The 23251-nt window shown below is 37.4% G+C and carries 22 protein-coding genes and 1 riboswitch; of the genes, 8 read left to right on the top strand and 14 right to left on the bottom strand.

The features are described 5' to 3' along the window. Window positions 1-12: 12 nt before the first annotated feature. The 7 genes from IEW44_RS03610 to IEW44_RS03580 form a co-directional block, all read right to left on the bottom strand. A complete protein-coding gene (locus IEW44_RS03610) occupies window positions 13-1317 on the bottom strand; it encodes a purine-cytosine permease family protein (protein WP_188613658.1) in 1305 nt (434 codons plus the stop codon). A 114-nt stretch (window positions 1318-1431) separates the two neighbouring features. Next, the gene (locus IEW44_RS03605) at window positions 1432-1749 is read right to left on the bottom strand and encodes a cupin domain-containing protein (RefSeq protein WP_188613657.1); all 318 of its coding nucleotides are present in this window, start codon (window positions 1747-1749) and stop codon (window positions 1432-1434) included. Window positions 1750-1764: 15 nt separating this feature from the next. Then, a complete protein-coding gene (locus IEW44_RS03600; protein WP_188613656.1) occupies window positions 1765-3498 on the bottom strand; it encodes a hydantoinase B/oxoprolinase family protein in 1734 nt (577 codons plus the stop codon). Window position 3499: 1 nt separating this feature from the next. Beyond that, window positions 3500-5545, bottom strand: coding sequence for a hydantoinase/oxoprolinase family protein (locus IEW44_RS03595; RefSeq protein ID WP_188613655.1), 2046 nt, complete (start codon window positions 5543-5545; stop codon window positions 3500-3502). A 16-nt stretch (window positions 5546-5561) separates the two neighbouring features. Further along, window positions 5562-6107: a helix-turn-helix domain-containing protein gene (locus IEW44_RS03590; protein WP_188613654.1), complete on the bottom strand. Its 546-nt coding sequence runs from the start codon at window positions 6105-6107 to the stop codon at window positions 5562-5564. A 557-nt stretch (window positions 6108-6664) separates the two neighbouring features. Continuing rightward, window positions 6665-7756, bottom strand: a complete 1092-nt coding sequence (locus IEW44_RS03585; RefSeq protein ID WP_188613653.1) for a serine hydrolase — start codon at window positions 7754-7756, stop codon at window positions 6665-6667. 147 nt (window positions 7757-7903) lie between these two features. Then, complete coding sequence (locus IEW44_RS03580) at window positions 7904-8455, bottom strand: hypothetical protein (protein ID WP_188613652.1); 552 nt, start codon at window positions 8453-8455, stop codon at window positions 7904-7906. Between the two features lie 532 nt (window positions 8456-8987). Here IEW44_RS03580 and IEW44_RS03575 point away from each other — a divergent pair. Together IEW44_RS03575 and IEW44_RS03570 are read left to right on the top strand one after the other, a co-directional pair. Continuing rightward, on the top strand, window positions 8988-10310 hold the full coding sequence (locus tag IEW44_RS03575) for an MATE family efflux transporter (RefSeq protein WP_229704146.1): 1323 nt from the start codon (window positions 8988-8990) through the stop codon (window positions 10308-10310). A 53-nt stretch (window positions 10311-10363) separates the two neighbouring features. Then, window positions 10364-11185 carry a helix-turn-helix domain-containing protein gene (locus tag IEW44_RS03570; protein WP_188613650.1) on the top strand — a complete coding sequence of 274 codons (822 nt, stop codon included), beginning with the start codon at window positions 10364-10366 and terminating at the stop codon, window positions 11183-11185. A gap of 44 nt (window positions 11186-11229) precedes the next feature. Here the strand turns inward: IEW44_RS03570 and IEW44_RS03565 are convergent, their stop codons facing one another. From IEW44_RS03565 to IEW44_RS03550, 4 genes are read right to left on the bottom strand one after another with little or no spacing between them, the layout of a single operon-like run. Then, entirely contained in the window at window positions 11230-13215 is a 1986-nt protein-coding gene (locus IEW44_RS03565) for an iron ABC transporter permease (RefSeq protein WP_188613649.1), read from the bottom strand. 4 nt (window positions 13216-13219) lie between these two features. Beyond that, the gene (locus tag IEW44_RS03560) at window positions 13220-14185 is read right to left on the bottom strand and encodes an ABC transporter substrate-binding protein (protein WP_229704145.1); all 966 of its coding nucleotides are present in this window, start codon (window positions 14183-14185) and stop codon (window positions 13220-13222) included. A gap of 13 nt (window positions 14186-14198) precedes the next feature. Continuing rightward, window positions 14199-15161 (bottom strand): ABC transporter substrate-binding protein, encoded by a 963-nt coding sequence (locus IEW44_RS03555; protein WP_188613648.1) that lies wholly within the window; start codon window positions 15159-15161, stop codon window positions 14199-14201. A 15-nt stretch (window positions 15162-15176) separates the two neighbouring features. Further along, entirely contained in the window at window positions 15177-15953 is a 777-nt protein-coding gene (locus IEW44_RS03550) for an ABC transporter ATP-binding protein (RefSeq protein ID WP_188613647.1), read from the bottom strand. 203 nt (window positions 15954-16156) lie between these two features. On the opposite strand from IEW44_RS03550, the gene IEW44_RS03545 reads away from it, so the two are divergent. The 3 genes from IEW44_RS03545 (at window position 16157) to IEW44_RS03535 (ending at window position 18294) form a co-directional block, all read left to right on the top strand. Next, entirely contained in the window at window positions 16157-17020 is an 864-nt protein-coding gene (locus IEW44_RS03545; RefSeq protein ID WP_188613646.1) for a helix-turn-helix transcriptional regulator, read from the top strand. Continuing rightward, window positions 17017-17520: a hypothetical protein gene (locus tag IEW44_RS03540; RefSeq protein WP_188613645.1), complete on the top strand. Its 504-nt coding sequence runs from the start codon at window positions 17017-17019 to the stop codon at window positions 17518-17520. The genes IEW44_RS03545 and IEW44_RS03540 overlap by 4 nt, the downstream gene beginning before the upstream one ends. Before the next feature lie 132 nt (window positions 17521-17652). After that, window positions 17653-18294, top strand: coding sequence for a response regulator transcription factor (locus IEW44_RS03535; protein ID WP_188613644.1), 642 nt, complete (start codon window positions 17653-17655; stop codon window positions 18292-18294). A gap of 132 nt (window positions 18295-18426) precedes the next feature. Here IEW44_RS03535 and IEW44_RS03530 read toward each other — a convergent pair whose 3' ends face one another. Continuing rightward, on the bottom strand, window positions 18427-19176 hold the full coding sequence (locus IEW44_RS03530; protein WP_188613643.1) for a class I SAM-dependent methyltransferase: 750 nt from the start codon (window positions 19174-19176) through the stop codon (window positions 18427-18429). Between the two features lie 245 nt (window positions 19177-19421). Here IEW44_RS03530 and IEW44_RS03525 point away from each other — a divergent pair, with 245 nt between their 5' ends. Then, complete coding sequence (locus tag IEW44_RS03525; RefSeq protein ID WP_188613642.1) at window positions 19422-19823, top strand: GyrI-like domain-containing protein; 402 nt, start codon at window positions 19422-19424, stop codon at window positions 19821-19823. Between the two features lie 70 nt (window positions 19824-19893). Then, window positions 19894-20880 carry an alpha/beta hydrolase gene (locus IEW44_RS03520; protein ID WP_188613816.1) on the top strand — a complete coding sequence of 329 codons (987 nt, stop codon included), beginning with the start codon at window positions 19894-19896 and terminating at the stop codon, window positions 20878-20880. Between the two features lie 62 nt (window positions 20881-20942). Here the strand turns inward: IEW44_RS03520 and IEW44_RS03515 are convergent, their stop codons facing one another. After that, window positions 20943-21230, bottom strand: coding sequence for a hypothetical protein (locus IEW44_RS03515; RefSeq protein WP_188613641.1), 288 nt, complete (start codon window positions 21228-21230; stop codon window positions 20943-20945). 104 nt (window positions 21231-21334) lie between these two features. Between IEW44_RS03515 and IEW44_RS03510 the strand changes: the two genes are divergently transcribed. Then, complete coding sequence (locus IEW44_RS03510; RefSeq protein ID WP_188613640.1) at window positions 21335-21727, top strand: hypothetical protein; 393 nt, start codon at window positions 21335-21337, stop codon at window positions 21725-21727. A gap of 134 nt (window positions 21728-21861) precedes the next feature. Here IEW44_RS03510 and IEW44_RS03505 read toward each other — a convergent pair whose 3' ends face one another. Continuing rightward, window positions 21862-22941 (bottom strand): branched-chain amino acid aminotransferase, encoded by a 1080-nt coding sequence (locus IEW44_RS03505; RefSeq protein ID WP_188613639.1) that lies wholly within the window; start codon window positions 22939-22941, stop codon window positions 21862-21864. Window positions 22942-23136: 195 nt separating this feature from the next. Further along, a riboswitch (TPP riboswitch) is annotated at window positions 23137-23232 on the top strand. Window positions 23233-23251 lie beyond the last annotated feature (19 nt).

Raw genomic sequence — 23251 nt, 5'->3', positions numbered from 1 at the left:
ACCTCGTGTTTATTATACACGAGTAAAATCATCAGGTGCTACGTTATGTTTGATGCGCATGGTAATGACATAAACAAGCCCTGCTACAACTAGCGATTGCACTGCTGGCAATCCAAATGGATACACATACTGCGTAATATAACCCACTGTTACACTACATACTAAAGCAATCGTTGCCATCCAATTCCAGCCTTCATTCTCACGCCATTGTTGTTTGCGGATCAAGAAAAAGTCGGCTAACATAATACCACCAATTGCTGGATATAATAATGCAGTTAAATATAAGAAGTCTTCAAAATAAGCTAATACGCCCATTAACGCTACAATAATCGCTAATACAGTACCTATTAATGTTAATATGGCTCTTCCCTTATTAGAGCCAATGTTTAACATATTAGCAAGCGCTAAGCCCATACTATAGTTATTAACAATTTGGCTTGTCCAAGTAGCAATCCATAAAATTAAAAAACCCCATACAGGAAAGCCTAAGTTCATCATAACATTTACAATATCCGCATCTCCAACACCCACAGCCATAACGGCACCTACCATAAATAGTGGGAAACCAATTACGATAATACCGCTCGGGATCAGCCAATTGTCACGCCATGTTGGTTTTGCATATCGCGTATAATCGGAAGCAATTACCCACTGTGAAACATTGACCCCAATTACTAAACTAATAGCAGCTGTAATGGTCATAGTCGGCTCAGGTTGCCAAGAAGTAATCGTCTCCCAACCTGTATTTTTTAATGCTAAATAAATCCCACCTATGATTAATAATAACCCAGAAGGTACTGCCAAATAATCTGTCCACTTCATTGAGCTATAACCTATGATGGAAGGTAAGGCAAATGTAAAACCTGCAATCGTTGTAACAATGGCCCATCCTAGCCAATTTGTTTTATAATCAATGCCAAGCATGGCAGATAACGCATTACCTGCTACAGCCGTTTGCAAGGCCCACCATCCTAATGACACAATAAAAATGGTAAAGCCAACAATGACTTTTGCTTGAATAGTACCAAAGCTTGATTTAGCAATTACAGACGAAGCAAGACCCGTTTTAGCCCCAATATAGCCTTGTAATGTGTTTCCAATCCATTGAAATCCGAATAATGCGATAATTAAAATAATAACAATCTTACTCATACCAAAGCTTGCTGTTAACGCTGCCCCTACCATTAGTACAGGTATCGTAAACTCCAAACCGCCAAAAATCATTGCTGGTGTTAACCAATGTTGACGTTGGTCAACAGGGACTGGTAATAATGCAGAGTCGTTATGAGCCATCCCTTGTGTTTGTTTTTTTGTCATACTTCATTCACCCCTTGAATAAAATAAACGTGCTTTTCTCTCTTCATTTTTGATTTTTTCGTATAAGAAAAGCGCAAAGCGATTTCGCTTTAACTTTGCGCCCTCTTGTTTTATTTATTTAGTTTCTACCATCGCATAGACAAGCTCAACAGCCTCTTGTCCTTCATTAACACACCAATGCGGTTCACCTGCAGGAATATAAGAAAATTCACCTGCATTAATTTCATAAGGCTCCTTACCTGACTCACCCTTTAATGAGCCTTTTAACACATAAGAATATTCTTGCTCGTGATGAGCGGTCGTACCTTCTTTTGGCAAACGCTCTCCAGCAGGTATAGTTACATAACCTACTGTTACATTTGCATTAGGATATTGATGTTGGAAAAATGCTTGTACGACATCTGTTTGTTTTTCTCTCTGTTTAATTTCCATGATGACACCTCAATTTTATTCTGTTCGTTGCCCTGTAATCTCATACGTAAACGTTTGTTCATCTACATTAACTTGGTAATAGCGAGCTGCTTCAGCTGCTGTAATATAACCATCCTTTACATCTTGTACAACTTGCTGGGCTGGTCGATTTAATGGATCACCATACCCGCCACCTGTACCTGTCATCAACTGTACAACATCGCCTTTATTCAATGGATAACGTGGATAAACACCATAAGGACCATCTACTTCACCATTTGCTTTTTTTACATAAAATTCATTAGGTGAACCTTGCGCACCACCATCAACGCCCCATGGTAAAAACTTATTGCGGCCAAACGTTACCGTTACAGCTTGTTGGTCTGTCATAGCACGATAGGAACGAATGACACCTTTACCACCCATAAACTCACCCACACCTGCACCATTACCTTCTGTACGTAAAGCATACTCATCTAACATAACACCATAACGAGTTTCAGCTACTTCTACTGGTACATTGTATGTTTCGCCATCTGCGAAACAAAATTGACCCGATGCTCCATCTTGATTTGCGCCAGCTCCCCAGCCACCTACTGAAGGCTCGACAATTAAGAATGGTTCATCTGTATCTTGATGTGTACCGGATAATGTGACAGCACATACAGATAAAAATTGACCTGCATTTAAGCGCTCTGGTAAATGTGGTGCTAATGCTTTCCAGACTAAATCCAAGCTACCTAACAAAGTTTCAAAATAATTAGACACGGGAACAGGTCGTTCAGCTGACATAATAGATTTTGGATCTACAATAATCTCGAGTGGTCGGAAAACGCCATCATTCACATCTTGTGCTGGATTAGTAATCGCTAAAAAAATAGCACGCACAGCGGAAGCAAGACCTGTATAAGAGCAATTCATTGGCCCTGGCACTTGTGGCGAACTCCCTCTGAAGTCACAAATGAAAGCCTCATCCGTAATAGTCACTTTCACTTTAATAGGGAATGGCCCATTGCCTATGCCATCTGTATCAATAAAGTCTTCAGCATAAAATTCACCTTTAGGCAACTTCTTTAATTCTTGACGTGAAATGGCTTCACCATGGTCAAGATGATATGTGATAGAAGCTAAAATAGTATCTACTGAATGTTTCTCACAAAGTTCTTTCACACGGCGTTCGCCTGTCTTTAATGCTGCTACTTGAGCATACATATCGCCTAACGAGAGCTCTGGGAAACGGACATTTGAGCGAATAATCTCTACAATCCCATCGTTTATTATTCCTTTATTGTATAGTTTAATACATGAGAACTGTAAACCTTCTTGAAAAATACTAATCGAGTCATTTGTAAAAGAACCAGGGTCTTTCCCGCCAACTTCTGTCCAGTGCGCTTTGTTTGCGGAGAAGGCAACAAGCTTTCCTTCGTAGAAGATTGGCATAACAAGTCCCACATCTGATAAGTGAGAGCCGCCACCTTGGTAAGGGTCATTTATGATGATAATATCTCCTTCATGTAATTGGTCTCCAGGATACTTTTTCAATGTTTCCTTAACCATAAATGTCAGCATTCCAATAAATCCTGTGACACCATTCCCTTGTGTCAACAGATTACCTTCCGCATCTGTTAAGCCACTCGCATAATCTAATACTTCATAAATGATTGGACTCATAGATGTGCGTGCTAACGCTACAAACATTTCATCACCAGCAGATAATAAGGAATCTTTCACAATTTCTAATGTAAATGGGTCAACTTTTTGGTGCGTCATGTTATTGTTCCCCTTTCTTCTCGATGATTAAGTTACCATAATCGTCCATGTGTAGTTGTTGCTGTTGATAAATAACCGTAACAGCCGCTTTTTCTTCCACAATAGCAGGACCTTGAATGACCTCATTTGGAATGAGTAAATCACGATCATAAATCGCAGTATCTACCCAACCCATATGCTCATAATACACACGACGTTGCTCTTTAATAGCTGCTTCATTTGTACCGTCACGTTGGATTTTTTGTAGTTGTGGCTTTGGTACTTTACCAAATGCTGTTACATGTAAATTCACAATTTCTGTTTCGGCATCACGCAAGCTAAATGTATAGTTCTTTTCATGCAACGCATGGAAGTCCTGCACAACTTGTAACTTCGTTGCTTCTTGCCACTCGCCTGTTGTTACAGGTACTTTTACGGTATGTTCTTGCCCGATATAACGCATATCTACTGCATAGTGGAACTCGACTTGTTCTGCCTTCATACCTTCATCTTCAAAATGTTGTAAAGCACTTTGTTTAATGTCATCCCATTGTCGATTTAATAATGCTAGTGGTACTTCATTTAAACGTTTAATATACGTTTGAATATAGTCATGACGTAAGTCTGTCATTAACATGCCCCAAGCCGAGAATACAGGGGATGCAATTGGAATCACAACTTTCTTTACCCCAAGCTCTAATGCTAATGCTGGTGCATGCATGGAACCACCACCGCCAAAAGCAAGTAATGTGAAATCTTTTGGATTATGCCCTTTACGAATTGAAATTAACTTTAAAGCGTTTAACATGTTGGAGTTAGCAATACGAATAATACCAAGCGCTGCCTCTTCCTCTGAAATTTGGAAAGGTTCGCCGATTTTTTCGGCAAGTACTTGTTTTACTTTTGTTAAATCGACTTTATAATCAAAGTTATTTGCCGATAAACGCCCTGTCACTAAGTTAGCATCTGTCGTGGTTGGCTCTGTCCCCCCTTGACCATATGCTACAGGACCTGGTGTTGAGCCCGCAGATTGTGGGCCTACTTTTAGTGCGCCGCCTTCATCGATCCACGCAATTGAGCCACCGCCATTACCAATTTCCACAATATCAATGACAGGGGTTTTAATGGGGTAACCTGCATGGCGATTATCTTTTTCAATATAATAATCAGTTGAAACTTTAACCTCGCCATTTTCAATTAGAGAGCATTTTGCTGTTGTACCCCCAATATCGAAGGCGATGATATTTTTTTCACCAATCATTTCTCCAAGTACTGCGGCTCCTAAAATTCCTGCTACGGGGCCTGACTCTACCATATTGATGGGTGCTAATTTCGCATTTTCAAATTTTGTTGTACCGCCATTCGACTGCATAATATAGCGTTGATCAATTGTCATGGCTTGTGTTAATTGCTTTTCTAAACGGTCAATATATGTGGTGGCTGCTGGCTGTACATAGGCATTTAACACGGCTGTATTCATACGCTCGTACTCACGCCACTCTTGTGTAATATCGCTTGATGCTGTAACCATCACTTCCGGCCAAAGTTCTTTGATTATTGCGACAGTTTGTTGTTCATGCGTAGGGTTAGCATACGCATGTAAATAAGCTACTGCAATGGATTCTACACCTTCACGTTTAAACAGAGCCACAGCTGATTCAATATCTTCTCTGTGGAGCGCTGTTAACACCTCACCTTTATAATTTAAACGCTCATTCACTTCTTGACGTAAATAACGAGGCACAAAAGGTGTTGGCTTTTCATATTGCACGTTAAATAAATCTGGGCGATTCCCCCTTGCGATCTCTAATACATCACGAAAGCCCTTTGTTGTAATAAGCGCTGTTTTTGCACCTTTTCTTTCTGTCAGTGCATTTATAATAACGGTTGTACCATGAATGAACATCGTGAGCTGTTCTTTGTCCATACCGCTTTTTTGTAAGACATGTAATACCCCTTTTTCAAAATGAGGTGGTGTTGTGCTGCTTTTATCTGTACCAAAATTCCCTTGTTCATCCACATATACTAAATCGGTAAATGTGCCGCCAATATCTGTTGCAACTCTCATTTCTCCCACTCCTGTCCTAGAAAATTAATGGTGTAACGATACTTAATACAATCGTTTCTGTTGGTAGAGGATTCTCCCAGTGGTGACGCAAATAAGACGGATAGTGAATCGTATCACCTGCACGCAAATGATATTTTTCTTGGTCAATCGTAACAATGACTTCGCCTTCTAACACATAATAAAATTCTTCGCCATTATGACTAAATGGATGGGACTCATTCATATATGGAGGCAATGTAACAACAATAGGCTCTAATTTACGCCCTGTGAATGTGCCATTAACTCTTGTATATACTTGACTTCCCTGCTTTGTCGTAAAACTGTGACGGTGTTGTTTGTAAACAACAAACTGTTGATGTTCTTCATCTTCCACAAAAAAATAATTAATCGGAATTTGCAGAGCATCTGCAATCTTTTTTAGTGATGTGATGGAAAGTGATGAAGCCCCGCGCTCAATCTGAGATAAGAAACTTAAAGAAAGTCCCGTCTTTTCACTCAAATCCTTTAATGTTAGTGATTGCTCCTGTCTTAATGCTTTAATCTTTAAATGAATATCCTCCACAACCAAAACTCCTTCCAAAATTACAGTATTTCCATAATTATAAGATTTTTTTACACTTTAAGCAGTATAAATTTCTAAAATATCGTAAAATCTCTTTTCAATTACAGTGTAACTATAATTTTTCTTATCATATCATAATCCAAAAACATTTCAAGTTAAATTTCTGAAAATTTCATATCTTCTCTCATTATAGAATTCTACTATAAGTGTTATTTTGTTTATTAAAACAATAAGAACATACAATAAAACTGACTTTCTAGTGTCACTGTAATTTATCTGTACATTTGCACAAAAAAGCATCTTTAAAGAAGATAACCTTCTTTAAAAATGCTTTTGTTAACATGTCTTTTAATATGTAACGATACGTAATGGCTATTGCACATGGCATACTGTGCACCATTGCTACTAAGCAGAAAAAACACGAATAATGTTGTTTATCCCAAAGGATTCCTTGATCTTATGCTGATGTTATCCCATCTTTTTTAAGAGTAATATCACAACTACAACCATTCATTGGCGAAAAAATAAATAAAGACACTAACTCATGGTATTGTATACTACTTTGGGATTGTAATAGTGTGGCATACTTTGTTACGAAACGTGTTGTCTTGTAAAAAAGATTTATGAAAATCAGCAATACAATTAGTAATCCACATAAGGTCAACAGATACGGTATCTTCAATAAAGAACGCATAACTCAGTTGTTCCTTCTCATTCTGTTGAAAAGCAGCATAGGTTAATACGTACATTGTAGATCCCCCTTTTGTCCATAGACGTATAGCATCATGCTCATATAGGGGGCCCATAATTTCATCGAATCGCTCTTGTTCTTCATTTGATAAGCTGTCACCCGCACCTAATTCATACATGAACGTAGCATAATTTTGACTTGTGGCAGCAGGTAATCTCTTAGTAATTTCTTTTTGTATTTTCCGTGGTGCAATAAGGCTGACATGTTCTTTTAACGATTCTGCTTCATTGCGCAAGATTTTATGAAGTAGGTTGTCAGCAATTTGTGCATACTCCTCTGATGTGAGTTGCTGCATTGTTTTCGCTAATGCTTTTTTTGTTACTTGCTCTTCAATATGCAAATAACTCGGTATAAGAACAGCAACACCTATTGGGAATATAGCTGTTTGTTGTGTTAACTCGTATTTTATAGCGACTTGCTCAATCGCTTTCTTACCTAAACGGTAGTATAAATAATCTGTACATGCATTGGAGCTATACTTCATCATACCTTGTGCAATTTGCTTTAATGTTACCTCATCACCAATGTGTTCTCTTTCTTTCCATTCTGTATGCGCATTGCCATCTGTGTTTGGTATATATAACAGATTGAGGTCCTTTATAGCAACTACTTCTTCAGGGTCTAATCTTTGTTCACTGACAGCTTCGATAAATGCAACGGCGTGCAAAATTTTAACCGTACTTGCTAAAGGAAAAACAGTATCCTCATTATGCTGCATCACTACTTCCCCATTTTGAATAACCGATAGTGACCAATCTTCTGGATTTTTCTTCATAAAAGTAATGATATCATCTTTTGTTTTTTTTCTATTTCTTTGTAATGAATACTTAGCACCTAATATAAAAATAATAAATAAACCTAACAATACAAGACTACTTATCACAATAATTTTCAACATACACACCTCCTACATTTCTTTTCATAAGACTCCTGTTAAAGTTGTCTATTTTAATTATAATTAATAAAACCTATAATTGGTATTAATAACATTTATTAAAAAATCCGTCTTTACAGCGTGTAAAAACGGATTTTGCAAAAGGTACTATTATATGGCATACGGTACAACTGGTAAACGTACAGCGTGTAAGTAATCAGCTAATGACCCCTCATAAACAGGCTCTGCATATTCAAGATTAGATAAACAGTGTGGTGTCATAAACGCAGGATTTTCACGTACTTCGAGCCCACCCATTTTTAAAATGGTTGCCACGAATTGTGAACAAAAGTAAGCGCGGTCACGCTTTACTTCTTTATGAAACATTACACCAAATAAACCAATGAAATTATATTTATAACGATCGCGATTATCGTGCATATAACGTACTTTCTCTTTCATACGTAAATATTGATATGTAGAAACTTCAACTTTATAAATCATACATCGCGCATTTTCAAATAAGCCTGTTTCCGCTTGTTCTCGTAAAAAACCACCGCTTAATGGATTATGCAATTGTAAACGACCGAAACTATACATATCATGTAACTCATCGTCAAATGCAATCGAAGCATGGTTCATTTGTTTACCTGTATACATACCAATGGCTCGAGATAAAAATGTTTTCGTTTGCGTCAATATGATGTATATTGTTTTTTTCATGTTCATCACCTTCACTAAAATATCCGCTCGTTTGCGTATGTGTATCGTTATATTTAGTATAGGCAAGCAACCTTAAATTAACCTTTCCTACTTATGAAGAAAATCTTAAGATTACCTTAAACATGATATTAAGAATTTAGCGCTATAATTAAAAGAGGGCTATGTCATCTATTACCTTTCTGACATAGCCCTCTTTATTTGCTCCCTCATATGTAACCACCCTTTTACTTCTTCTTTTCTCCAGGTTTTTTGTTATCTTTTGGTTTGAACCATTCGTCATAGGTATACAGGATCATCATAGCTTATCACCCCTTTTATCCAGTAACGATGTACAATAAAAAATACCTTTTACCTATTTTATGTAGTGCGTACATACTATAGCTTATAGTAACGATAGACTATGTTATTTTCAACCTTTTTGCTTGTTCTTAATAAAACTTTTACAAATAAATGATGAAAAGTCATTGACTATATGGTAACCGTATACTTTACACTACTATAAGAATCTGAAAAGGTATAGGTGAATAAAATGATGGAAACAAAACAACCATTACGTCTTTTTTTACATTACTTAATCCCATCAATGATTGGTATGTTATTAATGGCGATCAATATATTAGTCGATGGACTGTTTGTGAGCCACGGTGTGGGGGATCGTGCACTTGCAGGTGTTAATATCGCAGTACCTATTTACTCTATTTTATTATCCATTTCATTATGGATTGGCATGGGTGGGGCAACGCTTTACTCCATTCATATGGGTGCTAATGAAAGTAACAAGGCTAACGCTATTTTTACACAAGCCATTGCGTTAGCTATTGGGATTGTCACAATTATCATTGGTTTATCTTTACTATTTGAACGACAGCTTGCTTATTTTTTTGGCGCAAATGATAGCATTTATCCCTATGTGCATGACTACCTCCATTTAATTTTATGGTTCGGCTTAGTCTTTATTTTAGAAAATATTTTAAGTATTTTTGTGCGCAATGATGGCAACCCTCTGTTATCTACCATTGCACTTGTAGCAACTGCTGTTTTTAATATTATTTTTAACTATATATTTATCTTTCACTTCGGTTGGGGCGTTAAAGGGGCTGCTATCGCTACTATTATTGCTACATTTTTAGGTATTTTAATTTTACTTGTGCATTTCTTTTTACCAAAAAGTCATTTACGTTTTACAAAATTCACATGGTCAAATGCTATGATGATACGTATTATGCAAATTGGCTTACCGAGCTTTATTATTGAAGGGTCGGCTGCTATTATTGTTATTGCTTATAACATTACATTTAGTCACTTTGCTGGTGAGGTTGGCATTACATCCTACGCTGTAATCAATTATATTCATGCGGTATCATTAATGCTGTTTATTGGCGTTGGGGCAGCCTTACAACCTATTACAAGTTATCATTACGGCGCCAAATTATTTGCACGCTTACATCGCTTTGTGCGCATTGGTGTATTAACGGGTTTTATTATTGGCGTCTTATCCTTCGTAATAGGTGTAGTAGCCAATGGTTGGATTATTGCCATGTTTGGGATTGATGACCCTGACGTGATTGCCTTTACGAAAGATGGTATTGTGTTATTCTTTAGTGGTTATTTATTTTTAGGTGTCAATATGGTGTTTGCTGAGTTTTATCAATCTGTCGAAAAAACAAAATTAGCTACTATTATTATTATGGCACGTAGTTTAGTGTTATTCTTACCACTCCTCTATGTATTGCCTCGTTACTTTGGCAATCATGCGATTTGGTTAGCGTTCCCTATTGCTGAAGGCTTGACGATGATTGGTATTTTTATCTACGTCTTTTGGCGCAAACAAAAACAGACCACTAACAATTTTTAATTGATAAGTTTTTTCAACTCCTTTATACTTTGCGTGTAAAGGAGTTTTGATGTATGCACACATTTCTAACTTCGCTTGGCGAAGAACAAGCTTTTCCTGTTGGTCATCTTTATCGTGCCAACGCTTCATTAGGGACAGGTAAACTGTGGTTTTTTGAAGGCGAACATTTCTATTTTATGCATTATGATTTACATCTTAATGAACCATATCCCCTCCATTTACCAGGGCGCTACGCTTTATTATTACAAGACCAACATGTGTCAACAGTAGAATTAACAAATCTGCAACTTTATCAAGAAAAGGCGATTTTGTTCATTGTAGATGCACATTTTTTGCATTATATTGAAAGTTGGTACAATTTAAACCCTGTCCTAACAGCACAACTCTTTACGTTATTTTCTAATGAATATTCAATGGAGTTAAAAAGTGCTTTAGAAATTATTGCGCACTTCCTACCAACACCAACAACAGCTACTAATTATTATAAAAGTAAAGCGTATGAGTTAATGGCGATTCTTGTGTATTATGGTGCTAAAAGACAAACGCCAGATCGTGATGCGCTCACTCGTTTGCATAACTTTATCACCATGCATTTTGACCAAAATTTATCCTTACAAGATTTAGCTAGTCAGTGGCATATGAGTAAGAGTAAAATGACGCAAGATTTTAAAGCACGTTATGGCATTTCAATTGGTGAGTATGTACAATCTTTACGTTTAAAACGCGCCAAACTATTGCTACACACATCTGACGAACCGATGTACGTTATTGCGGAGTCATTAGGATTTAAGCGACAGAGTAGTTTCTCTGAGTGGTTTAAAAAGGCTACAGGGCAAACGCCTGTTACGTATCGCAAAGCGTTATCTTCTTCATAAATTAATAAAAATCTCGAAAACCTTAATAGGCTTCCGAGATTTTTTTAACGTGTAGTTACTTCATTTGTCTTTTTTAATAAATACAATAAATACGGCGCGCCAATGAGGGATACAATAATGCCTGCTGGTAATTCTTTTGGTGCTAGAGCAAAGCGCCCTACAAAATCGGCAACTAACAATAACACGCCACCCGTTAATAATGTGAGTGGCAATAAACGTAACATCTTTGGCCCAATTAATTGCCTGGCGATATGTGGCGCTAATAAACCAATAAAACTAATAGCACCAACAACAGATACACTAATTGCCGATAAAATCACACCTAATACAATCATAAATAAACGCATTTTAGCTGCATTGACGCCCAAACCAATTGACAACTCATCACCAAATGATAATACATCAAAAGTGGTGGCAAAATAGATAATAAAAGGCACAACGATAACGAGTGTAAAGACGACAATAAGCAAATGATGCCAACTAATGCCATACGTGCTACCAGAGAGCCATGTTAATGCTTGAGAGGCGTGTACATTAAAGCGCACTAATAAAATTTGAATAATCGCTGCACCTACTGCAGAAATTGCCACACCCATCAATAATAAAATCATAGGTTGAAAACCGCTTCTTGCACTAATGAATAGTACAAGTGCCATCGTTAATAATGCACCTAGCAAAGCGCCTAACGGTACAAAAATAGCAGATGCGGATTGAAAGACTAATAAAAATAACATCGCCATAACGCTAGCACCAGATGTAACCCCTAACACAGAAGCATCCGCTAATGGATTGCGTAATACCGTCTGCAATAATAAACCACTTGCAGCCATCATCATACCAATACCAAAGCTAACTACAACACGTGGCACACGAAAATCCCATACATAGGTGTTATACATCAATTCTTGTGGCAAATCTCGTAAGGCGGTAAACGTTGTACCACCAAATGATAAACTAACAACAACTAATACGAGTACAACAAGTGTAGCGATACGATAAAATCGTTTGCGCTTATGGATGCGTACTTTACCTTCTAGTACACCGCCCTTTGTTTGTGTATTCTTGCTCATTTTTAGCGCTAAATAAACCAACCAAGGTGCACCGATAATAGCTGTCATTGCACCAACAGGTAGCTCAGAAGATGTTGAAATAATACGTACTAAAATATCCGCACCAACGAGTAAGCCTGCACCTACTATGATATTAGCGATAATCATAGTACGATGCATGCGAAAACCCATTAAACGTACGATATGTGGTGCGATAATACCTACGAAGCCAATAGGACCAACAACTGTTACCGTTACGGATGCCAATAAAATTGCCAGTAACCAGCCTAATATTTTACTAACCGTAACATTTTGTCCTAATCCAATAGCTACTTCCTCGCCCAGTAGTAACACATCAAAGCGTTTCGCCAATAAAAATGCGGCTAATAATGTAAGTAAAATCCAAGGTGCAGCAAATTGCGTGCCACCCCAGTCTAATTGCAATAATGTACCTGAGCCCCATAAAAATAAACCTGATACTTCATTTTCAAATAATAATTGCAAGGCGCTTGTAAATGAAGAGAAGAGCATCGTGACAATTAAACCCGTCAGTGCAATACGTACAGGATCAAAAGATTTACCGACTAAAAAGGTGACAATTAAAGCTGCGATAATACCACCTGTCATTGTGATAAAAATGGGATAAGCACCTTTTAAAGCAGGAAAGAAAATAGTAGCTGCCACAACAAAAAAGTAAGCACCCGCATGAATCCCTAGTGTACTTGCACTCGCTAAAGGGTTTTTCGTCATCGTTTGTAATAACATACCCGCTACAGCTAATGCTGCTCCTGCTAAACAACCAATCACAAAACGTGGCATACGACTATAGAGTAAAAAGTTCATTTGTTGGTCATCATGCCACACTTCTCGCCAAAAACTAAAGAAACCAGACGAAGCTTGTCCTTGACTAACATGAATTAAACCAAGAACAATAAATATGAGAACACAACTAGTAAAATAAAGATAAGGTTTAACACTCATACTATCACTGCACCAACGCTTTTTCTACTTGGTCAACGAGTGTTTCCATGGATAACACACTACCAAATGTCCATACACCCGCCCCTGCATCATAGAGCGCTTCTTTTTTCACAAAATCAAAATTATTCCATGCCTGATTATTCGCTAGATTTTTAAATAAAGGGTCATCCTCTTGCACAGTATAAATCAATAAAGCATCTTGATACGCACTTAAGCCTTCCACATTAGTCTCTACTAAACCTGAAGCATCTGCTTGATCTTGAATGCGATTGGTGAGCCCCATTCCTTCTAACACATGACTTACTATGGCATTTGGTGTGAAAATGCGGAATGTCGGTGCTTCATTCACTGAGAACGCTTGAGTAAATACAAAGTTTTTTGTAGGTAAATCCACATCTTTTAGCTTGTCCTTAGCCGTCGTAATACGTGCCTCTAGCTTAGCGATGGCTTCTTTTGCCTCTTGCTGTTTACCTACTAATGTCGCATTTTGTGTTAATGTATTTATCATATGCGCATATAAATCCTTTTGTGCTTCAGGAGTTGCACTATCATATAATAGTACAGGTGCAATCTTCTCTAGTTCCGCTTTTACTTTTTCATGACGTCCCTTCATGCCTAAAATAACATCGGGTTGCAGTTTAGCAATCTCTTCAATATTAGGTTCTGTACGCTGCCCAACATCTACCACATCATCAGCTAATGTAGCATCAATAGTTACCCATTTATTAAAGTTTTCGATATCCGCTACACCTGTTGGCTGCACACCAACAGCCAATAATTCCTCGGCCAAACTCCATTCTAATGCAACAACCTTTTGTTGTGGGCCTTCAAAATCATGTTTGCCATAAGCATCTTCTACTACAATTTTATCGTTTTTTTCGCTTGTTGCTGGTGATGTGTTTTCTTCCTTTTTCATACAACCTGCTAGTACAGCGGAAAGTATCATTAACGTTAACCATAATTTTTTCAAGTGAGCGCACCTCTTATTTTGTCATTGTTGTCACAACGTTTTTAATTAATGTTTCTGCAGATAACACACTGCCAAACGTCCATACACCACCGCCTAAATCATACATTTCATTATTTTTAACAAAGGCGAAATTATTCCAAGCTTTATTGTTAGCTAAGTTTTTAAAAAGTGGATCTTCTTTTTGTACTGTATGAAGTAACATCGCTTCTTGGTACTTCGCTACGCCTTCTACATTAGTCTCAAGCATGCCCCATGGCTGTGGCGTTTGATCTTGCATCCGATTCGTTAATCCCATTCCTTCTAACACATGACTCACAGTACTATTTGGTGTAAATAATCGGAATGTCGGTGCTTCATTGACGGTAAACGCCTGTGTAAATAAAAATTCTTTTGTAGCAAGATTGGCTTGAGCTAATGCTGTTTTTGCCTCAGCCATTTGTGCTTCTAAATGAGCGATTGCTTCTTTCGCTTCTTGCTCTTTACCAACTAATTTACCAGTGTTTTCTAGCGATACAATCATTGCTTGATATAAATCTTTAGTTGCTTCTTCTGATGCATGGTCAAACAATACGACTGGAGCGATTTTCTCTAACTCTGCTTTAATGGGCTCGTGATTTTTCAGTCCAATAATTAAATCAGGTTTAGCTTTAGCAATTTCCTCGATATTAGGCTCATTACGCTGCCCAACATCTACAATGCCATCTGCTAATTTTTTATCAATGGTCACCCATGTATTAAAACCTTCAATATCGGCTACAGCTGCTGGTTGTACACCTACTGCTAGCAACTCCTCCACAATATTCCACTCTAATGCCGCAACACGTGTAAAAGGTTTATCAAATTCCTGTTTGCCATAAATATCTTCTACTACAATTTTATTGCCTATTGTTTCTTTAGCAGCTGGTTCTTCTTCTTTTTTCATACATCCTGCCAATGCTAATGTTAAAATGACTAATACTACTATTATTTTCTTCATGTTGATGCTCCTTCTTTATGCTTTACCATATGATAAACAGATGGGATTTTGACTAAATGGACAAGCCGTTAACATAGCCTGTATTTGAAACACTTGCTGTAAGACCGAGGCTGTCATTACTTCTGCGGGTGTACCTTCTGTCACAAGTTGCCCCGCTCGCATCGCAATTAAATAATGAGAGAAACGCGATGCATGGTTTAAATCATGCAGTACCATGATAATGGTTTTTTCTTGCTCTTGATTTAAACGGGCTAATAATTGTAAAACATCAAGCTGATGCGCCATATCTAAATAAGTTGTAGGCTCATCCAATATAACAATATCTGTATCTTGCGCTAATGCCATCGCAATCCACACACGCTGACGTTGCCCACCAGATAAAGCTTCAATGGGACGATTATGGAATTCGCTTAAATTAGTCGCTTGTAATGCCCAGTCAATGGCGTCTGTATCTTCTTGCTTTAACTTGCCAAAGCGTGACTGGTGCGGGAAACGTCCATATGTTATAAGTTCGCGCACAGTTAACCCTGCTGGAGCCTCTGCTGTTTGAGGTAAAATAGCCATTTTCTTAGCAATCTCTTTAGAGCTTGTTGTAGCAATTGTTTTACCATCTAATAAAATCGCACCATCACTCGCTTTTAAAATCCGAGCTATCGTCTTTAATAAGGTCGATTTCCCACAACCGTTAGGACCGATAATCGTTGTTATTTTTCCTCTCGGTATGTTCACAGAAAGATTCTCTATAATTGTCGTATCGTTATAGCCAACCTTAATATGTTCTACATCTATCATATACTCACCTCAATTGATAATGATTATCAAACATAATTCTATTTTAATTGAGAGTGTTTTTCAATGAGTTATTATTCGGCAAATGCGCATCTCTTTTCGGCAAATGACCAGATCGCAACTTTATTACCTCGCACAAATAGCAATTTCAATCAAAAACAATCATTGTATTATCGTTATACTACTAACATAAAGGAGTGAAGGGAATGCGTTATGATGACAGTATTCAACGTGTATTAACACTAATTGAACAAAGTGAATATATGCCCACCTTAGAAGATATGGCACAAGTGGCGCACTTATCAAAATTTCACTTTTTGCGTATCTTCAAAAAGCAAATGGGCATAACACCTGAACAATATGTGCGCATGCGTCGCTTAGTACAGGCATCGTTACAGTTACGCTTAACTAAACGTCCCATACTTGTTATTGCACTTGAAGCAGAATTTCAGTCTCAAGCAGCTTTTACAAGAGCCTTTAAACATCAATTTGCTTTAACACCAAAACAATATCGACAACATTTTACAGTGTTACTTCAAAAGGAGCGAAAAATTATGACAACAATTACGGGTTGGCTACTATCAGGCAGTAACCCTGCAGATTATGCGATTACGCTTGATCACAAAATCGTACATGGTGGTATGCGTTCTGCTAAACTCTATAGTATAACGGCTACCAACGAAACTTTTGCTACATTAATGCAACAATGCAAAGCGACAAATTACCTTAACAAACGCATTCGTTTATCTGCTTTTGTAAAAGCAGAAAATGTGAGTAGTTTTGCTGGCTTATGGATGCGTATTGATAATGCTCAAGGGGAAGTTTTGCAATTTGATAATATGTATGAACGCCCTATTACAGGAACGATGGACTGGAATTACTATAGTATTGTCTTGGACGTGCCAAATCATGCCACAGCTATCTCTTTTGGTATATTATTACAAGGAACAGGTATAGTATGGATGGATGGTATAAAATTTGAAGAAGTGGATGATAACGTACCGACAACTGCGGTAGACCTTGTGGGAGAAATTAACGAAGCACCTCAAAATCTGGATTTTGAACAGTGAAGGCATGGCTTTGGTATGAAGGCATACAATTTATAAAAATCATTGTTACAGGACAATTGCCGCCTTTCTTTTATATTGGTTTGATTAGCATTTTACTTTTATTAGGCCTACAATTATTTTGGTTACCAGACAAATGGTTAACAGCTATAGGCTTTATACTGGCTTTCCCGTTATGCTATATCATTGCTAGAGTCATCTTATTAGGGTCCCGATCGATTTTGCATATTGACGATATGACAGCTTTTTGGCTAGCACTCGTCTTATTATGTGGCACCTTATTTGCAGACACATGGGCGCAACATTCTTTATGGCTTACCTTTTTACATGTTACTGCGCTCACTTTACTTGCTTTTATCATCTTACCACTCCCGTTTGTAGCGCCACTTTACTGGATGATAAGCCTTGCTCTCATCTTTGCCTTATTATTGTGTGCATTACATAAGATGAGTCAGCACTTTGATAACAATACGGCGATTAAAGACGATACTAAAACCAACTAATCGACATGTGTTCGTTTGTTGGTTTTTTTACTATTTTTGCTACGTTGTGATGAATAAGCAGACGGATTATATTTTCGTGTTTACATTCTCCCAACAAGTCTTTTATAGTAGATATGACAAAGGAGTGGAATTATGGAAACTATTTTAGTTGTAGAAGATGACGCACATATTGCGGATATTTTAACCTACAGTTTAAGACGTGATGGCTTTACTGCCTTACATGCAACAACAGGTGCTAAAGCACTCGAATATGCACGAACAACTTATATTGATGTAGTCATTTTAGATGTGATGTTACCTGATACTACAGGTTTTGAATTATGCAAACAACTACACTTGCCGATTATTATGTTAACGGCACGTGATGACATTACAGATAAAATCGTTGGATTAGAACTTGGTGCTAATGACTATATCACTAAACCTTTTGATATACGAGAAGTGCTCGCTCGTGTGCGTGTACAATTACGAAAACAAACCACTGTTTCACCTACCATTAAACTAACAGAAGGCATTATTATTGACATTCTGGCTCATACTGTTACTAAACATAACGAGGTAATTGCCTTAAAGCCAAAAGAATATGATCTTCTTTTATTATTTGCTGAACATAGAAATCAAGTATTCACACGTGAAGCCATTTTAGATACGGTATGGGACTTTGACTTTGAAGGCGGCTTGCGCACCGTTGATGTACATGTACAGCGATTACGAAAAAAATTAGGTGCTACAATTATTGACACTGTCTTTGGAACAGGTTATAAAATGGCTTAATACGTATACTAGTATGACCATACATATATCACGTAACACGATCTTATTTATCCTCTAATCAAAATAAAAACATGTGGCGATTTTCACAATCACCACATGTTTTTTACAAGCATACTATAGTACAAGTTTAGCTTATTTTTTTATCGCTTCAAACGTTAATAATGAACTAGTAGCTGTTGGTTGCTTACCAAATGTATAATCCGTACTCACCGTAATGTCTGTGAATCCTACTTCTTCTAACATATACATAAACTCACGTACACCATACCAATATAAGGTGAATTTTTGGAGTTCTGCTTCTTGCAATACGCCATCTTGCCATTGCTCATACTTTAAATACGTAATGGTTCGCTGTGCTACCCAATCTATTTCGACTAATTTACTTTCTAAAGAAATCCCTGTTGTTGGAGTCATCTCAAAATAATCTGTCGTGATTTCACCTTGTACAAAATCAATAGGTAATAATAGATCAATTACCACCTTGCCACCTACAGTAAGGTGGTTGTAAAAGCTCTGTAAGGCGCCTTTTGCATCCTCAATCAAACAAAATGTACCACTTGGCACAATGACAGCCTCATATGTTTCACCTAACGAAAAGTCACTTAAATCAGCGTTGTATAGTGTTGGCGTTACATGCAGAGCTTTTGCTTTATCTCGACACGCAGCTAACATTTCTTCTGAGTTATCTATCCCTTCTATAACCATACCTTTTGCTAAAAAAGGCAATAAGACACGTCCTGAACCAACGCCCGCCTCTAACACTTTTCCTTTAACATTTTTTAAACGACTTTCATAGTATTCCATATCCCCATCAATCGAATATCCTGTCGGTTTTGTGAAATCGTATAGTGCTGTGCAAAGTTTACCATATGAACTGTACATATTATCTTCTCCTCAATAATTGTAATTGTGGAGAGTTTATAAACCAACACTCTCCTTAGTTGGTTGAATTGTTTTAGAGCTGACTATCATTTTAACCACTCACTTTCCTATCATAATATTCTCATTATACACATCATTTCTACTCTCCTTCAATCATTAACATTACATCCTTGCTTTGTATTCTTTTAAAATTATTGTTGAAAAATATTTTAAAGGAAATTATGCTAATTGCAGGAGGCGATACAATGTATCATATTGAAAACATTACACACACATTATTGTACTATTTACGTCAACAAGGCCCTTATGGAGAAGGTAACCGTGTATTAATTAACAAAATAAGAAAACTAGCACCACAGCATACGATATATGCCATTGCTCAAGATAACCCAGCTCTCACAACTGCTAGCGAGTGTCGCTATGATGTTGGAGTTACAGATGCAGCTCACCCCTCTTTACAGCAGCAACCCTTTCCAGATGGGAAATACGCTGTTTTTACCATTCCACATACAGTAGAAGGGGTGACGCATTTTTGGGCACAACTTCCTACATTAGCTTTGACAATAAGAGATGCACCTATTATCGAACGTTATAGTGAAAAAATGATTGCTCATGCATATTGTGAAATGCTTGTCCCCATCTTTTAATAAAAGACAAAAAACGAAGAAAAATAACGCGATTTATGATAATGTTGCCTATTGAGAGGATGTGAGCAACATAAAAAAAGCATGGCTAATTGGGCTTAGTGCCACGTTAGGTATTGTCATTCTTGCTTATTTTGGTATCGGTCTTTATTTTTATAATTTCGCGTTAAATGCCCAAGATGAAAAGGAGTTTCTACAAGATAACGAACATTTAGAGGCTAGCCCCTTCATTAATATACAAAATGAGACGTCAGAGCAAGACGAGGATGAACGTTTCAAACTTGACCATGAACCTCGTGAAAAAACGATGAAATCTTTTGATGATTTAAAGCTTGTAGGTTATATCTATGAACAGGTTAATGATACAAATCAATGGATGATTGTTGCCCATGGCTATACAAGTAAAGCTAGTGAAATGACGCGTTATATTCGTCACTTTTATGAACAAGGCTACAATGTATTAGCGATGGATTTACGCGGGCATGGGAAAAGTGAAGGTGACTATATTGGTATGGGATGGCATGACCGTCTAGATATGAAACAATGGATCGATATTGTCATTCAGCAACAATCTGATGCAGAAATTGGCCTCTTTGGTGTTTCTATGGGCGCTGCTACAGTAATGATGACTGCTGGAGAAAAACTCCCTCATCACGTGAAAGTAATGATTGAGGATTGTGGGTACACTGCGGTTAATGAGGTCTTTACTTATCAACTTGATGATTTATTTGGCTTACCCCCTTTCCCTGTCATGCAGGCTGCTAATACAGTGACTCAATTAAAAGCAGGTTATGATTTATATGAGGCATCTGCTGTTAAGCAATTAACACATAATACTATACCGATGTTATTCATTCATGGGGATCAAGATTCTTTTGTCCCTTATGATATGCTTGATAAAGTATATGCTGCTACTAAAGGCGATAAACAAAAACTTATTATTGAAGGCGCTAATCACGGAGATGCTGTCAAAGTAAACCCTGATCTTTATTGGGAAACAACAGACCACTTTATCAGTCAACACTTTTCCGCTAATCCTTCATACAACACAAAGTCATGAAAAAGCATTGCCCCTCATCTGATGGGGCAATGCCTTTTACAATGTTCAACTCCTAACCTTACTTATTGTCCATCCCCCCAATGCCCAGATAATTGATAAATAGCGCAAAGTAACACTTGATAACTCATTGTATCTCCTTCTACAATAGCAGACGCAATACTTTTCTTAACAAGTATAAAATAATGCGCTGCCTCCATTTGTTGCGCCTCATTTAACAATGGTTCAGCCTTTGCTCGTACTGTTTGTAATAATCGCTCATTACGTTTTAGTAACAATGGTTCATCTTTTAGATCACGTTTTATCCTTGCAAGTAAAATACCATGATACACCTCAATATAATATTTCCCCATTTGCCACACCACCTTTAACTCCATTAACATTGCACATGACATGTCGTTATCATTTTAAAGTTATGTATTATTGACCGATAGTATATAAAAAGGAGGTGACTTTAATGAAGATCTATCCCATTACATCATTAGGCCATGTTTCAAGCGCTAAAAAAACGACAATGCCTTCTACTGTCTTTGAAGACTTTATGCCAAAAACATTTTTCAAAAATCCTTCCAAGCAAGTAACAACAGAAGATGATCGTCAAAAACAAATGAAAGAGTTACGAATGCAATTACAAGAATGTATTTTACTCTATAATTTAACAAAAGATCCAAAGATTTTGCGTCAAATTGAAACAATTCAACAGCGTTTAGAGAAGTTAATGAAAACAACAACAACAACAAATGTAGATGATGCTAATGAAAGCCCACAACTTTCTCCAACGATGAAAGCAGACATAACAGACAATGATCGCTCAACTACAAATTCGTTTAGTCAAAACAATCACACGTAAACTTGCACAGCATATGACAAACGAGGTGACTATGAGTTCTCATCTTACAAAGTCTCCTATCAATGATGACGAAATACAAAAAGAGTCGCGCTCATTGCGTGACTCTTTTTTATGGTTACACAATAGCGTTAACCTTATGTCGTTGCTACTTGTACACGCCAATCGAATGGGTCTTCCACTGTACCAAACTGAATACCTGTAATTGTATCGTATACTTTTTGTGCTAATGTACCGATTTCACCTTCATTTACTACAATTTTTTGCCCGTTATAAAACAGCTCGCCAATTGGCGAGATAACGGCTGCTGTACCTGTGCCAAATGCTTCTTCTAATTGACCATTATTCGCTGCTTCGATTAATTCATCAATAGATAGTTGACGCTCCACTACATTTTCGCCCCAATGTGTTAAAAGTTGTACAACCGATTTACGTGTGATACCTGGTAAAATGCTACCATTAAGAGCAGGTGTTACAATCTCACCATTAATTTTAAAGAACACATTCATGGCGCCTACTTCTTCAATATATTTATGCTCACGACCATCTAACCATAGTACCTGAGAATAACCATTTGCCTCGGCTACTTCTTGTGCTTTTAAAGAGCTCGCATAGTTACCTGCTGTTTTCGCAGCGCCCGTACCGCCTTTGACAGCACGTACATACTCGCCTTCCACTGCGATTTTAACAGGGTTAATCCCTTCTTTATAATAAGCACCTACTGGTGATAACAAAATAAGGAAACGGTATTTTTTAGAAGGTGCTACACCTAAATACGCCTCTGTAGCAAACATCACAGGGCGTACATATAGCGCCATGCCTGCTTTCGCAGGTACCCAGTCCTTTTCAATTGCGATGAGCTTTTTCATTGCATCAATGACAAATTCACCGTCTACATGAGGCATACAGAGACGATCATTAGAGGCATTTAAACGCTTCATATTTTCATCTGGGCGGAATAATGTAATTTCACCTGCTTCATTTTTATACGCTTTTAATCCTTCAAAAACGGTTTGTCCATAATGAAATACCATCGCCGCAGGGCTAATTGTCATATCGCCATATGGTACAATACGCGCATCATGCCAACCTTTCCCCTCTTCATAATCCATGACAAACATATGGTCTGTAAATGTTTTACCAAAGACGAGCGTTGATAAATCTGGTTTCTCCTTTGGAGTTGTTGTGTATTCAATCGTCATGTCTTGTACTTTCATTTTCAACATCGCCTTTCAATCACTTCTGAATTATTAGAATATTCTTATTCTAGCATAAAATGTGTAAAGGGCAAGCGCTTTTTCGCCTCACAGCAAAAAAAGGAGGTACTAGCCCGTTTTAAGACAAAAGTTAGCGCTAGAAATGTATCATTATCGCCTTATTTATGAAGTATGTTACAATGACGATAATCGAATGATTGTTTGCAGGGGGACATATTGTTGAGAAGGTTAAAACCTGACCCTTTGAACCTGTTAGTTAACACTAACGTAGGGAGCAAAATAACGCTTTTTGTCGTTTTCTGCCCCCGTC

It is taken from the genome of Lysinibacillus alkalisoli (genome assembly GCF_014643595.1).
Lineage (GTDB): Bacteria > Bacillota > Bacilli > Bacillales_A > Planococcaceae > Metalysinibacillus > Metalysinibacillus alkalisoli.
This window is presented reverse-complemented; position numbering and strand designations above follow the sequence as displayed.

Excerpts from the sequence above, each read along its gene's own strand:
- IEW44_RS03535 (WP_188613644.1), top strand. The coding sequence starts at position 17,653 with ATGGAAACTATTTTAGTTGTAGAAGATGACGCACATATTGCGGATATT.
- IEW44_RS03600 (WP_188613656.1), bottom strand. The coding sequence starts at position 3,498 with ATGACGCACCAAAAAGTTGACCCATTTACATTAGAAATTGTGAAAGAT.
- IEW44_RS03525 (WP_188613642.1), top strand. The coding sequence starts at position 19,422 with ATGTATCATATTGAAAACATTACACACACATTATTGTACTATTTACGT.
- IEW44_RS03585 (WP_188613653.1), bottom strand. The coding sequence starts at position 7,756 with ATGTTGAAAATTATTGTGATAAGTAGTCTTGTATTGTTAGGTTTATTT.
- IEW44_RS03505 (WP_188613639.1), bottom strand. The coding sequence starts at position 22,941 with ATGAAAGTACAAGACATGACGATTGAATACACAACAACTCCAAAGGAG.
- IEW44_RS03515 (WP_188613641.1), bottom strand. The coding sequence starts at position 21,230 with ATGGGGAAATATTATATTGAGGTGTATCATGGTATTTTACTTGCAAGG.
- IEW44_RS03530 (WP_188613643.1), bottom strand. The coding sequence starts at position 19,176 with ATGTACAGTTCATATGGTAAACTTTGCACAGCACTATACGATTTCACA.
- IEW44_RS03565 (WP_188613649.1), bottom strand. The coding sequence starts at position 13,215 with ATGAGTGTTAAACCTTATCTTTATTTTACTAGTTGTGTTCTCATATTT.
- IEW44_RS03580 (WP_188613652.1), bottom strand. The coding sequence starts at position 8,455 with ATGAAAAAAACAATATACATCATATTGACGCAAACGAAAACATTTTTA.
- IEW44_RS03510 (WP_188613640.1), top strand. The coding sequence starts at position 21,335 with ATGAAGATCTATCCCATTACATCATTAGGCCATGTTTCAAGCGCTAAA.
- IEW44_RS03575 (WP_229704146.1), top strand. The coding sequence starts at position 8,988 with ATGGAAACAAAACAACCATTACGTCTTTTTTTACATTACTTAATCCCA.
- IEW44_RS03605 (WP_188613657.1), bottom strand. The coding sequence starts at position 1,749 with ATGGAAATTAAACAGAGAGAAAAACAAACAGATGTCGTACAAGCATTT.
- IEW44_RS03555 (WP_188613648.1), bottom strand. The coding sequence starts at position 15,161 with ATGAAGAAAATAATAGTAGTATTAGTCATTTTAACATTAGCATTGGCA.
- IEW44_RS03545 (WP_188613646.1), top strand. The coding sequence starts at position 16,157 with ATGCGTTATGATGACAGTATTCAACGTGTATTAACACTAATTGAACAA.
- IEW44_RS03610 (WP_188613658.1), bottom strand. The coding sequence starts at position 1,317 with ATGACAAAAAAACAAACACAAGGGATGGCTCATAACGACTCTGCATTA.
- IEW44_RS03570 (WP_188613650.1), top strand. The coding sequence starts at position 10,364 with ATGCACACATTTCTAACTTCGCTTGGCGAAGAACAAGCTTTTCCTGTT.
- IEW44_RS03595 (WP_188613655.1), bottom strand. The coding sequence starts at position 5,545 with ATGAGAGTTGCAACAGATATTGGCGGCACATTTACCGATTTAGTATAT.
- IEW44_RS03550 (WP_188613647.1), bottom strand. The coding sequence starts at position 15,953 with ATGATAGATGTAGAACATATTAAGGTTGGCTATAACGATACGACAATT.